This window comes from Malonomonas rubra DSM 5091, from assembly GCF_900142125.1.
In the GTDB taxonomy this organism is placed as follows: Bacteria; Desulfobacterota; Desulfuromonadia; order Desulfuromonadales; family Geopsychrobacteraceae; genus Malonomonas; species Malonomonas rubra.
Genome location: NZ_FQZT01000002.1, coordinates 91,378 through 104,759, shown reverse-complemented (window position 1 = coordinate 104,759; position 13,382 = coordinate 91,378). Strand labels below are relative to the sequence as shown.

10 protein-coding genes and 1 pseudogene are annotated in these 13,382 nt (G+C 53.2%); 4 read left to right on the top strand and 7 right to left on the bottom strand.

Translation table 11 applies throughout. The annotated features are described in order from the left end of the window. Window positions 1–114: 114 nt before the first annotated feature. Entirely contained in the window at window positions 115–2,490 is a 2,376-nt protein-coding gene (locus BUB13_RS03365; RefSeq protein WP_072905585.1) for an AsmA family protein, read from the top strand. Between the two features lie 61 nt (window positions 2,491–2,551). On the opposite strand, the pseudogene BUB13_RS19330 reads toward BUB13_RS03365, so the two are convergent. From BUB13_RS19330 to tmk, 7 genes and pseudogenes are all read right to left on the bottom strand, one after another. Next, a pseudogene (locus BUB13_RS19330) lies at window positions 2,552–2,725 on the bottom strand (SelT/SelW/SelH family protein); the annotation flags it as partial. A gap of 55 nt (window positions 2,726–2,780) precedes the next feature. Then, window positions 2,781–4,148 (bottom strand): glutathione-disulfide reductase, encoded by a 1,368-nt coding sequence (gene gorA / locus BUB13_RS03355; RefSeq protein ID WP_072905583.1) that lies wholly within the window; start codon window positions 4,146–4,148, stop codon window positions 2,781–2,783. Between the two features lie 27 nt (window positions 4,149–4,175). After that, window positions 4,176–5,564: a TatD family hydrolase gene (locus BUB13_RS03350; protein WP_072905580.1), complete on the bottom strand. Its 1,389-nt coding sequence runs from the start codon at window positions 5,562–5,564 to the stop codon at window positions 4,176–4,178. Window positions 5,565–5,636: 72 nt separating this feature from the next. Beyond that, window positions 5,637–7,166, bottom strand: coding sequence for a methionine--tRNA ligase (gene metG, locus BUB13_RS03345; protein WP_072906197.1), 1,530 nt, complete (start codon window positions 7,164–7,166; stop codon window positions 5,637–5,639). Window positions 7,167–7,214: 48 nt separating this feature from the next. Continuing rightward, window positions 7,215–8,411, bottom strand: a complete 1,197-nt coding sequence (locus BUB13_RS03340; protein WP_072905578.1) for a PSP1 domain-containing protein — start codon at window positions 8,409–8,411, stop codon at window positions 7,215–7,217. 25 nt (window positions 8,412–8,436) lie between these two features. Then, window positions 8,437–9,408, bottom strand: coding sequence for a DNA polymerase III subunit delta' (gene holB, locus BUB13_RS03335; protein ID WP_072905576.1), 972 nt, complete (start codon window positions 9,406–9,408; stop codon window positions 8,437–8,439). Then, window positions 9,409–10,059 (bottom strand): dTMP kinase, encoded by a 651-nt coding sequence (gene tmk / locus BUB13_RS03330; RefSeq protein ID WP_072905574.1) that lies wholly within the window; start codon window positions 10,057–10,059, stop codon window positions 9,409–9,411. It lies immediately after the preceding gene. 196 nt (window positions 10,060–10,255) lie between these two features. Here tmk and rnc point away from each other — a divergent pair, with 196 nt between their 5' ends. The 3 genes from rnc (at window position 10,256) to der (ending at window position 13,347) form a co-directional block, all read left to right on the top strand. Then, a complete protein-coding gene (rnc, locus tag BUB13_RS03325; RefSeq protein WP_072905572.1) occupies window positions 10,256–10,963 on the top strand; it encodes a ribonuclease III in 708 nt (235 codons plus the stop codon). Next, window positions 10,960–11,856, top strand: a complete 897-nt coding sequence (era, locus tag BUB13_RS03320; RefSeq protein WP_425269174.1) for a GTPase Era — start codon at window positions 10,960–10,962, stop codon at window positions 11,854–11,856. The genes rnc and era overlap by 4 nt, the downstream gene beginning before the upstream one ends. A 165-nt stretch (window positions 11,857–12,021) precedes the next feature. Next, on the top strand, window positions 12,022–13,347 hold the full coding sequence (der, locus tag BUB13_RS03315; RefSeq protein ID WP_072905568.1) for a ribosome biogenesis GTPase Der: 1,326 nt from the start codon (window positions 12,022–12,024) through the stop codon (window positions 13,345–13,347). The last annotated feature ends 35 nt before the right edge of the window (window positions 13,348–13,382 follow it).

Below are 13,382 nucleotides of genomic sequence, written 5' to 3'. Positions count from 1 at the left end.
TTTAATCAATATTGAATTATGTGGACAAGAATGGTTTTATTTATTCTAACTAGCGGAATTTCTATATAATGTTAAAATTTGCAAAGCTAATTTAAATCTCTCGGTGGAGGAGTGATGTCCAAGTCTGGCAAAATTTGGATAGCGTTGGGCGTGAGCCTGGTTTTTATCCTGGTTTCTTTCTCTCTATTGGTCAAAGTTGTAATCACGCCTGAAAAGGTGCGGGAAACTTTATTGCCATTAGCGAAAGATGCGCTACAGCGTGAAGTTGAGATTGGTGCCATCGATATCGGCATTTTTTCGGGGGTCACGATTTCCGACCTGCGGGTACAGAAAAAGCTGACACCGGACGATTTTATCAGTGTCAAACTGGTTGCGTTGCACTATAAGCTTCTCGCTTTGCTGACCGGGGATGTGGTTATCGACCAGGTTTTGTTGGAAAATCCTCGTATCGAAGTTGTGCGCAACCAGGATGGCAGTTTTAATTTTACTGATCTGATACCGGACAAAAGCGGCGAAAAGCAGCAGCCAAGCAAATCAGTAGTTGCAGATAAGGCTGGTTCTGCGGCTTCAGCAGTCTTTGATCTGTTGATCAGAAAAGTAACCGTTAAAGATGGAGATCTGCTTTTTGTCGATCGTATGCAGAGTCCGCAAACGCCTTATCGTTACAATCTGCAGAGACTGAACTTTAATGCAGAAAATATCCAGCTAAACAAAGCTTTCCCGATCAACCTTTCCGTCGAACTCAATGGCAGTAAAATCGATCTTTCTGGTCGTTACGATGTTTCGACTCAAAAGGGCGATCTCGATCTGCAACTCGACAAAGTCGATCTGCTGCAGTTTGCTCCCTATTATCGTGGCGCGTTGCCAGGGAAGCTTGGCTCCGGAGAGCTGACTCTCAACCTGGAGGTTCAACTGCAGCCTGAGCAAATTACCTCTAAAGGTAAGCTGTTACTCGATAAATTCGATATGCGCCTGAATGATCTGCCGCAAGCTGTTTTGAATCAAGCGAAGATAGCGCTTGATTACTCGCTGAACTTCAATCTGCAGAAACAGAAGCTGGCACTGTCTACTCTGCTTGTCGATTTCAATGGCGCAAAGCTCGGTTTGGAAGGCGATTTCGACCTGGAGAACAAAGACCCTGAACTGAAGATGGCTTTGCTGCTTGATCATCTTGACCTGCGTTCTCTGATGGACAGCCTGCCGAAAGGGGTCGGCAGTGATCTGCAAAGCTACAGTCTGGCCGGTCAGTTGAACGGGCGGATCGACCTTGCGGGAAAAGCGAGTGACGGCGCAAAGTTGCTGCAATCGGCAGAACTGCAATTGCTCGATGTGCAGGCAACGGTTGCCGGTAAGCGGGCCGGTCTGGACGGAACCATCAATTACCGCGACGATAACGCTTCGACCAGGCAGATGGTTCTGAAAATGGCCGATCAGCGGCTGCTCCTTGATTTTAACGCCAATAATGTGATGAGTGACCTGATACGCGGTGATTTTCAGTTGACCGCCGAGCGTCTCGACGTGAATGCCATTATTCCGGAGGCACCACTCCCCCCGGCGGTTAGCAATGGGGGCACAAAGGTTGAACACCAGCCGACGGTTGCCGAGGAGATCGGCCCCTTCGACCTGCCTCTCGACATGACCGGCCAGATGTTGATCGGCAAGATGATTTACAAGCAGTTGGAAATGGATCGGGTGCAAGCAGTGATGAGCCTGCGCAACAACCGGCTGCGCATCGAGCCACTGCGTGCTGATGTTGCCGGGGGTGACATCCAGATCAACGCTGATGTCAACCTTGCTGTGCGTGGGTTGCAGTACCAGGGGAATGCCAAGCTTGATCAATCGAACCTGATGACATTGGCCGGCGGACTGCTGCCACAAGCTCAACAGACCGTTAGCGGGTTGCTGCAGGTTGAGAATAATTTTTCCGGCCGTGGCACCATCCCTGATACTCTTTTGCGTTCACTGCAGCTAAACGGTAGGGTGCAGTTGCAGCGCGGCCAGATTGCGGGTTCGCCCGTGCTTAATTCTATTTCCCAGTTTCTCGGTCTAGCAGATTTGAAAGTGCTCAGCTTCAATTCGCTGGAAAGCCATTATGATATGCGCAACGGTTTGGCAAGCCTGACCGGTAATCTGGACAGTTCAAAAACCCGGATTACGCAGAAAGGAACTGTCAGCGTTGACGGAGCCGTCAATATGACACTGGACACCCGCCTTGCTCCAGAGTTGATGAGCAAGCTGGGGGTGAAAAGCGGCTTGCAACAGGTTGTCACCGACCAATACGGCTGGGGAGTTTTGCCGTTAGCCATTCAGGGAACCCTGAGCCGGCCAAGGGTTGGTTTCGATAGCGAGGCATTGCAGAAGCAAGCAGCGGAGAAACTGAAGCAGGAAGCCAGTCAAAGACTGCTGGATAAACTTGGCGGTGACAGCGAACAGCAGAAGCCGGTGAAACAGTTGCTGGAAGGGACCTTGAACAAGTTGTTCGGTAACTGATGAGCAATGAAGGGATTGACGAGGAAAAGGCAGAGCCGTTAGCGGTTCCGCCTTTTCTTGTTTATTCTGCCAAGTCTTTCAATATCCGATTTTCATTCGGGAAATGGCCGGTTTCTTTTTTCGAATAGATCAGTTCTCCATCGACGGTGATCTCATATGCGCCGCCGTGGGATTCAATAACTTCAACCTCGGCGTTCAGTTCTTTTTTAAATCTCTCTGCCAGACTGGCAGCACGAGCGCGGTAGTTTCACTGGCCGCAGTATTCGATGCTGATTTTCATCACTCTGCTCCTATTTTGAAACGGTTCGGGTTTTCGTGCGCATGGTGACAAATTCCTCGGCACTGGTCGGGTGGATACCGATGGTTTTGTCGAAATTCGTTTTGGTTGCTCCGGCCTTCAATGCGACGGCGATTCCCTGGATGGTTTCGCCTGCCATTTCTCCCGCCATGTGGGCGCCGACCACTTTGTCGGTTGCCGGGTCGACCAGCAGTTTCATCAGTACCCGTTCGCTGCTACCAGAGAGGGCGTGTTTGAGCGAACGGAAGTTGGCGCTGTAAACATCGATTTGTGGATATTGCTCGATCGCTTCTTCTTCTGTCAGGCCGACGGTGCCGATGTTCGGTTTACTGAACACCGCGGTTGGAACCAAAGAATAATCGAGCTTTTCAGCTCCGCCTTTATAGAGATGGCGAACCAGTGTCATTCCTTCCGCCAGCGCAACAGGTGTCAGTTGCATGCGATCAATCAAGTCGCCGAGGGCGTAGATTGATGGAATATTGGTCTGGTAGAAATCGTCAACCAGAACCCGGCCATTTTCTCCCAGTTTCACGCCAACCTCGTCCAAACCGAGATTTTCCGTGTTCGGCACACGGCCGGTTGCCGCCAGGATCAGATCCGTTTGCAGATTACTACCATCCTTCAGGGTCACGTTGAGGCTGCCGTCAGCGTTTTTAACAACCTGTTTCAGGTCGCAATTGAAACGCAGGTCGATGCCACTTTCACGCATCTGCTTGGCGACGAACTCACGGATATCTGTGTCGAACCCGCGCAGGAACAGTTCACGGCGATAGATCTGGGTGACGTTAACACCGAGTCCGTGAAAGATGCCGGTGAACTCGGTGGCGATGTAGCCACCGCCGACAATCAGCATTCTTTTCGGCAACTCGGGTAGGTCGAAAATCTGATCGGAGGAAAGGAGATACTCGCTGCCCGGAATCTCCGGTAGGGATGGACGTCCGCCGGTCGCGAGCAGAATTCGTTCGGCACTGTATCTCTTGCCGGCAACGTCAACCTCGTTCGGTCCGGTAACGCGGGCATGACCGTCGATCATTTCTACACCAGCCTTACCAAGGATTTCAGTGTACATGCCGTTGAGCCTGGTAATTGTTTCCGATTTGTTGTCGCGCAGGGTTGGCCAGTCGAACAGTGGCGCCTGGCTCTGCCAACCGAAACCGGGGGATTGCAAAAAACCGGCACCATATTCAGCGGCGTGAACGTAGAGCTTTTTCGGCACGCAGCCGAGGTTGACGCAGGTACCGCCCGGTTTGCTTTTCTCGGCCACCGCAACCTTGATGCCTTCTGCGGCTGCCATCCGCGCAGTGCGAACACCGCCGGAGCCTGCACCGATAACAAACAGATCGTAGTCGTAACTGGACATCTGTTCCTCCCTGTTTTTATTAAGTAATCAGCCGACTTCCTGGTATTCGCGAACGCGGAACTGCACGCCCAGCTCTTTCGCTACCTGCTCGCAGGCCGCAATATCGACGCCGGGAACGGTGACGGCTGTTGCCGTAACATCCGGGATGAATTCAGGAGCCTGGCGGATAAAATCTTTTACTGCCTGATAACCGTCGCTACCGAAACCCGATTGGCAAAGGCGCTGGTATTCATCAGCGTTCGGCGCGTTAAGAGAAACCGAGATCGCATCGACCAGTCCAGCCAGCTCCGGCAGGATGTTGCGCTTGTGAACCAGATTGGCTTGACCGTCACTGTTGATACGGACCTTAACGCCCTGTTGCTTGAGCCAGCCGGCGATCTCTTTGATCAGATCGAGGCGCAGCAGCGGTTCACCGTAGCCGCAGAAAACCACTTCATCGTAGCTGCTCGGGTCACCGATTGCCTGTTTGACTTCTCCGACCGTCGGTTCCCGCTCGAGGAAGAGTTCGTGCCCTTTGACCACGTAGTCACTGAACTTTGCACAGAAGATACAGTGGTTGGTGCAGCGGTTGGTGATGTTCAGGTAAAGCGAATTGCGGATCTGGTAGGCGATCTTGGTGCTCTGGTCGACCTCTCCGAAACCAAACAGGTCAAAACAGTTGCGGCTGGTGACGCGGGCGACATCTTCTATTGTCAGCCCCTTGATTTCGGCAACCTTCTCCGCTGTGTAACGCACATAAGCCGGTTCATTTCGTTTACCGCGAAACTTTTGCGGAGACAGGTAAGGGCAGTCAGTCTCGACCAGAATCTTGTCGATCGGGACCGCGCGGACAACATCGCGAGCCGCTTCATTCTTCGGATAGGTGATAGTTCCGGGAAAAGAGAGGTAAAAGCCCATCTCCAGGCATTTTTTCGCCATTGCCACATCGCCGCTGAAGCAGTGCAGCACGCCGCCGACTTCAGCCGCGTTCTCTTCTTCGAGGATCTGCAGGACCTCGTCGTGGGCATCGCGGTCATGCACGATAATCGGTTTGCCGACTTTACGTGCAAGGCGGATCTGCTTACGGAAAGCTTCCCGTTGAACGTCACGCGGCGAGCGATCACGGAAGAAGTCGAGGCCTATTTCACCGAGGGCGACAACCTTGGGACGGCCAAGCAGCTCTTCAAGCTGTTTCAGGGTGTCATCGTTGATTTCCGTAGCGTCGTGGGGATGAACCCCGACAGCAGCGTAGATATACTCGTGCTTGGTGGCCAGGGCCAGGCTGGCTGCCGAGCTCTCCATATCGCAGCCGATGGTCAGGATGTGGCTGATGCCGTTGTCGTGAGCACGTGCAATGGTTTCATCACGGTCGTTGTTGAACTGGCCGCCATCGAGATGCGCGTGGCTGTCGACCAGCAGTGGAAGCTGTGCAGACATTTTAAAATGCTCCAAAAAAGCGGGGCGCCGTAAAAGCGCCCCGACAGGGTTGTATCTGTATTCTTGAATATATTACTCGATTTCGATCCGTGGGAAAAGGGGCTTGGCCTTTTCGATCTGAATACCGGGTTGCAGCCCGCCCCACTGATCCTGTCCTTCAAGGTTGAGGTTGTTGCTGTCGCCTCCGAGAATCTCGATGATTTTTGCTGCGGTATCCGGCATGAAAGGCGCCACCAGCAGGGCAACGATACGGATCGATTCGAGCAGGTTATACATGACGGTAGCGAGACGTTCCTGTTGTTCCGGGTCTTTGGCCAGCGCCCAGGGGGCCGTGTCGTCAATGTATTTGTTGCCGGCCGAAATCATTTCCCAGATCGCCATCAGCGCTTTGTTGAAAGCCATCTCTTCGAGCAGATTATCAACCTTCTGCAGAGTCGCCGGAGCCAAGTCAATCAACGCCTGATCGAGATCGGTCGCTGCGCCCGGTTTCGGTAGCTTGCCACCAAAGTACTTGCCAAGCATCGCAGTTGAGCGGCTGACCAGGTTGCCGATGTCATTGGCCAGGTCGGAGTTGACCCGGTTGATCAGCGCGCTGTGGGAGAAGTCGCCATCAAGACCGAAGGGAACTTCGCGCAGCAGAAAGTAGCGAATTGCGTCTACGCCATATTTGTCAATCAGCATGTTCGGCTCGACCACGTTGCGCAGGCTCTTGCTCATCTTCTGCCCTTCAACGGTCCACCAGCCGTGGGCGAAAACCTTCTTCGGCAGGGGAACCCCCGCGGCCATCAGGAACGTTGGCCAGTAGACGGTGTGAAAGCGCAGGATGTCCTTACCGATAACGTGAATTGCCGGCCAGAATTTCTCGAACTTACCTTCTTTGTCTTCTGGGTAGCCGAGAGCGGAGATGTAGTTGGTCAGAGCGTCGAACCAGACGTAAAGGACGTGTTTGTCATTCCCGGGGACCGGGATGCCCCAGGAAAAAGATGTGCGCGAGATCGACAGATCACGCAAGCCCTCTTTGACGAAACTGAGAATCTCGTTACGGCGCGTTTTGGGCTGGATGAAATCCGGGTTCTCCTCGATGTGCTTGAGAAGTTGATCCTGGTACTTGCTCATCTTGAAGAAGTAGGACTCTTCTTTCAGCTTGGTGGTCTCGCGACCACAATCGGGGCAGGTACCGTCGATCAGCTGGGTCTCTGTCCAGAACGTCTCGCAGGGGGTGCAGTACCAGTCTTCGTAGTAGCCGAGGTAAATGTCGCCTTTTTCGATGATGGTCTTGAACTGCTCCGAGACGGTGTGCTTGTGCCGCTCCTGGGTGGTGCGGATGAAGTCGGTGTGTGAGCAGTTGAGCTTCTCCCACAAGGCCTGAAAGCGTTTGACTACGCGGTCGGCCAATTCCAGCGGAGTTTCGCCGTTGGCCTTGGCTGCCGTTTCAACTTTCTGACCATGCTCGTCCGTGCCGGTCAAAAAGGCAACTTCGAAGCCGCGTGAACGCTTGTAGCGCGCCATGACATCGCAGGCCAGGGTAGTGTAAGCATGGCCGATATGCGGGACGTCGTTGACGTAGTAGATCGGTGTGGTGATGTAAAATGTTTTACTCATGTTCATGGCTCTCCTTGAAAACAGGGATTGCATCTATCATTCGATCAATTAACTTTGTGGGCTGTTGTTTTCTGGCTGCTTCGGCTTGTTAGTACGCCGCCGTGGCCGCCGCCTGCGTTTGCGCTGCTGGTTTTTATCCTGCTCGCTTTTATCCTGCGATGGCTTTTGGGTCTGCTGGGTTTGAGCCGTCGGCTTTTCAGTTTTAGGCGGGCGTTCCTGTTTCTGCTGCTCACCCGACTGCTGTTGCGGATTTTTCGGTTTGCGGTTGCGGTTGCGATTGCGCGGTCGCCGGCTACGGCGCTCTTCCTGCTTGTTGTCGTCCCCGGTATCCTGCTTTTCTTGTCGCTCCTGAGAGTCCTGGCGACGTGGTTTCTGCTGTTCTTTGCTGGATCTACTATCGTCCTTTTCACCAGACTTTGCTTTGTCAGCAGCAGCTTTGTCAAAGCCTTTTTTCAGTTCGTCGACATGCACTTGACAGCGATCGCCGTTGGCACAGCAAACGGTCATTTTCTGCGCTAGCACATCGAGTGCAATCACTTCTGCGGTACCAGATTCAAGTTGTATCTTCTTGCCACACTTCGGCAGGTTTTTACGCAGATCGTTGTAGGTTTCGTATTCGTAGGCCAGGCAGCACAGCAGGCGACCACATTGTCCGGAAATTTTCGACGGGTTCAGTGCAAGACCTTGTGCTTTTGCCATTTTCACCGAGACGGGAGCAAAGCTGCGCAGGTGGCTGGCACAGCAGAGCTCTCGACCACAGACGCCGAGCCCGCCGACCAGCTTGGCTTCGTCACGGACCCCGATCTGACGCATTTCAATGCGGGTGCGGAAGTGCTGGGCCAGATCACGGACAAGTTCACGGAAATCGACGCGACCATCGGCGGTAAAATAGAAGATGATTTTGGAGCCATCGAACAGATATTCGGCACGAACCAGCTTCATCTCCATTTTGCGATCGAGCACCCGCTGTTGACAGAACTTCAAGGCTTCCGCTTCTTTGTCCGCGTTAGCGTCCGCCATTGCCAGATCATTTTCTTCCGCCTGCCGCAACACTGCTTTGAGCTTCGGTGGTGCATCTTCCGGGTCGATTTCACGTATTTCACGCACCACTTTGCCAAGAGCGCGGCCACGTTCGGTTTCCACCACGACTGTGTCGCCCGGTTCTAGCGTGAAGTTCTTCGCATCAAAATCGAATACTTTTCCAGCGGTGTGAAAAGAAATACTGACTAAACGTAATTTATCCATAAGAGAAAATCTGTATCCTTATCTGTCAAGCAGCGTTCATTCGCATCAGCATGATCTCCATCGCCAGCTGACGGTTGACGTTGCGTTGTAAATAATAGCGTCCGGCATCGAGCGCGTCGAGCTTTTGCAGCAGACTTTGCGTGCTTTCCTGCGGCAACTGCCGGAAAAGGGTTTCTTTCATGTCCAGGTTGACCAGCTCGGTTTCTGGTCGGCCATTTTTCAACAGTAGTAAATCACGAAAAAAAGCCTGAAAGATATCGAGGATTTCCGTTAAGTGTTCTTTTTCGGCATTCAAGGTTTCTGCCAGCTTGAACAGGGGCACAGTGCTGCCGGGAGAAAGTGCCAGCAGCGACCGCAGCAGTTCACGCCGTTGTTGCAAGTACAGCTCCCTGTTGTCGCCGAGAGCTTTTTTGAAACTGCCGTCTGAAAGCGCAGCCAGAACAGCAGCCTCGGTTTCCGGCAAATCGAGCCGATCAGCCAGAATCTCGGTCAGTCGCTGTTTCGGCAGGCGCTGGAAGGGAAGTCGCTGGCAGCGCGAGCGAATAGTCACCAGTAGCGCTTCCGGTCGACTGCTGAGTAGCACAATGACCGTATTGGGTTGCGGCTCTTCCAGCGTTTTCAGTAAAGCGTTGGCTGCTGCCGGGTTCATATGCTCGGCACCGTCGATCAGGCAGATGCGGTATTCGCCCTCCAGTGGTTTGAGGGATAGCTGTTGTTGGAGCGCGCGAATCTGATCGATTTTGATGGTGGTTCCTTCTGCGTCGAGAAGATGAACATCCGGGTGATTGTTATGGTCGACTTTGCGGCAGGCGGCGCAAGTGCCGCAGCCCTTTCCGGTTGCACAAAGCAGGGCACGAGCCAAAGCCAGGGCCATCAGCCGTTTGCCGATGCCGTCAGGACCTTCAAACAAATAGGCGTGGGCAACCCGTTGGTTCTGCAGAGCGCGGCGCAGGATATTTTTCTGCCGTTCATGGCTGATGATGGAATCGAAGGTCATCTATTTTTCGTCTTCTGCCTGCAGAAAAGAATCAACAAATCCACGCACCTGTTCAAAAACCTGCTCAGGTGATCGATCTGCTTGGATAATTTTGACCCGTTGCGGTTCGCTTTTGGCCAGCTGTAAATAACCGTTACGAATGCGCTGATGGAATTCAGTTTTTTCACGTTCGAAGCGCCCTTCGGTACAATTCTGCTGTTCGCTTTCACGCTGCAGTGCACGGCTGAGTCCAGTTTCGACCGGCAGATCGAACAGCAACGTCAAACCGGGGCGACAATTTCCTGCAGCCAGATGATTAAGCTGACTGATCAGGTCGCGGTCGAGCCCACGACCATCTCCCTGGTAGGCGATAGTGGCGTCAGTAAAACGGTCGCAAATTACGACTTTATTGTCGTTCAGGGCCGGGCGCACGATCTGTTCGATGTGCTGGGCACGTGCAGCGGCGTAGAGCAGGAGCTCGGCGCGTGAATCCATTTCTGCATTGTCCGGATGCAGCAGAATGCCACGGATCTGATCGGCGATGGAACAGCCACCCGGTTCGCGAGTCTGCAGTACACTGTGTCCTTGCTGGTGCAGGAGTTTTGTCAGTCGTTGAATCTGGGTTGTTTTGCCCGAGCCTTCGATTCCCTCGAAGGTGATAAATGGCGCCATCTATATAAATATCCGTAGAAAATTGATCATTGAGTAGATTTTCACCTGAAAAACAAAACATTATAGAAAAAGCGGAGTTGATGAATCAAGTTGAAATCATTTCTTTTTCGCCTGCTTGCCTCGGCAAATGGTTTGAACTGTCCGAGCCTTTTGGCTATACTCCGCAACAATCACCCCCCTAAGTACGGAGTTTTTCGTGTCGGATTACATCGCCGGACTTGAAGCGGCGCTCGATTACCGGTTTGGAAATGCCGATCTGCCGCTGCAGGCGTTGACCCATAAATCGTTCAGCAATGAACAGTCTGACCCGACCCTGCACAACGAGCGGCTGGAATTTCTTGGTGACGCAGTGCTGGAATTGGCGGTCAGCGAACGGATTTACCGCCGTTACCCGGACATCCCGGAGGGTGGTTTGACCCGTATCCGCGCTGAGGTTGTCTGTGAGGGCGGTCTGGCGAGAATTGCCCGCAAGCTCAACCTCGGGAACGGGTTACGGCTCGGCAAAGGGGAAGAGAAAAGCGGCGGGCGGGAAAAAGAAAGCCTGCTGTCGGATGCGCTGGAAGCTCTCCTCGGTGCGGTGTATTGCGATGGCGGTTTCGATGCTGCCTGCGCTGTGGTAGAACGGATATTTGGTAAAGCGATCGATGTAACGGCAAAATCGCGTTACGGGACTGATTACAAAACCTGTCTGCAGGAACGGTTGCAGGCCGGTTACGGGCGTTTGCCTGAGTATAAATTATGCAAGGTTTCCGGACCGGACCATGAGCGGGTGTTCTCGATGGAGGTACGGTTTGACGGTAAACTGCTTGGCAGCGGTAGCGGGCCGAGTAAAAAACGGGCCGAGCAACAGGCCGCTGCAGCGGCACTCGACCATGCTCTGGTCAGGAAGTGTGAGATGTTTTGATGACGGAAGATTTTAAATCGGGGTTCGTTGCCATTGTCGGTCGACCGAACGTGGGAAAGTCGACGCTGCTGAACAAGATTCTGGGGCAGAAGATTGCGATTACCTCGAACAAGCCGCAAACGACACGCAACCGGATTCTCGGTATTCACAACTTTGAAGGTGGACAGGCGCTGTTTGTCGATACTCCCGGTATCCACAAGCCGAAAGGTAAGTTGAACCGCTACATGGTCGATCAGGCGGTCGGCGCCTGCAATGATGTCGACTTGGTCCTGTTCCTGGTCGAGGCGAACGACAAGCCGGGTGGCGGAGACGAGTTTATCCTCAAGCTGCTGGAGAAAACAGCTACGCCGGTTTGTTTGGTGATCAATAAGATCGACATGGTTGAACCGACCAGTCTGCTGGCATTGATTGACGAGTATTCTCAGCGTTTCGATTTCAAGGAAGTGGTGCCGATTTGTGCTGAAAACGGTGACGGTGTGCCGCAATTGTTGGATGCGCTGGAACCCTATCTTCCGGTGGGCCCGCAGTACTACCCGGAAGATCAGCTGACCGACCAGCCGGAACGTTTTATTGTTGCCGAGATGGTGCGTGAGAAGGTGATGCGCCGCATGAGCGAGGAGATTCCTTACGGTGTTGCTGTGCGGGTGGAAACTTTCGAGGAGAAACCGGAAAAGAATCTGGTGGTGATTCAGGCGACCATCCATGTTGAGCGGGACAGTCACAAAAAGATCATCGTTGGTAAAGCTGGAAGGATGATCAAGACTTTGGGCAAGGAAGCGCGCATGGAGATCGAGCGGTTCCTCGGCACCAAAGTGTTTTTGGAGCTGTTTGTCCGGGTTGATAAGGATTGGAGCCAGAGCGAACGGATGCTCAGGGAATTGGGGTACGAGTAGCCTTTTTGGTGGAGGGGTTCTCCCGGCCGACCCACAAAGGCCGCCTGAACCCATCCTTGGGGCTTAGCTGACGCCGTCCGGGCGTCAGATATCCTTTGCGTGTCGACCGGGAGAACCCACCGTCGACGGTTGTGTTATACGAATAAAAGAATAGAAGTAGAAATTATGTTACCAGTTGTTGCATTAGTCGGTCGTCCGAACGTTGGTAAGTCGACCCTGTTTAACCGCCTGCTCGGTCAGCGCAAGGCGATCGTTGAGGATTTTCCCGGGGTCACCCGCGACCGGCACTACGCTGAAGTGACCCGGTACGGCAGTCCGTTTCTGCTCATCGATACCGGTGGTTTCGAGCCGGCCAGCGAAGATAGGCTGCTGACCCAGATGCGTGAACAGTCGCAGTTGGCGTTGGAAGAGGCGGATATCATTTTCTTTTTGATGGATGTGCGCGATGGTTTGACCGCTTCCGACGAAGAAGTCGCGAAGATGCTGCGCAAGATCGACAAGCCGGTTTTCTTCATCGTCAACAAGGTGGATGGCGATAAGCAGGAAATGGGGGCCAGCGAATTTTACGCCCTCGGCATCGAGAAAATTTATTCGGTTTCCGCTGAGCATGGTCGTGGTGTCAGTGAACTGATCGAGGACCTCTCCGAGTTACTACCGCCTGCACCGGAAAAGGCTGAACAGGAAGACGAGGTTCGGATGGCGGTGATCGGCCGACCGAATGTTGGTAAGTCGTCGCTGGTTAATAAGTTGCTCGGTTTTGAGCGTGTGGTTGCCAACCCGACCTCGGGAACCACGCGTGACAGTATTGATACGCCTTTCGAGCATGATGGCAAGCGTTATGTGTTAATCGATACCGCCGGGATTCGGCGTAAAGGCAAGGTCAGCCAGACGCTGGAGAAATACAGTGCAGTCAATGCACTCAAAGCGATGGACCGGGCACACGTGGTGCTGATGGTGATTGATGCCGAAGAAGGAGTGACCGATCAGGATCTGGCGGTGGCTGGTTACGCTTACGAAAAGGGGCGGGCACTGATCCTGGTGGTGAACAAGTGGGATCTGCCGGAAAAAGATGAAAAGACCATGGGCAAGTACGTGGAAGAGGTGCGTCGCCGCTTCAAGTACCTGCCGTTTGCACCACTGATTTTCGTTTCGGCGCTGACTGGGCAGCGGGTCAATAAAATTCTGCCGATCGTTGCTGAAGTGTTCGAAGAATTCAACCGCCGCATTCCGACCGCTCAGCTGAATAAAGGGCTGGAAGAGTTTCTACAGAAGAATCCGCCGTCGATGGTGCGTGGCCAGCGGATCAAGTTCTACTACGCTGCTCAGGGGGCGGTGAGGCCGCCGACATTCGTGCTATTCACCAGTCGGCCGAAGGATGTGCATTTCTCTTATCAGCGTTACCTGACGAACTGTTTTCGGGAGAAATTCGGTTTCGATCGAGTGCCGGTGCGAATTCAGTTCAAAGGACGCGGCAAGCAGGCTGATAAGTAACAAAATCTTTACTCGTGAAGATTTCTTCGTTATCT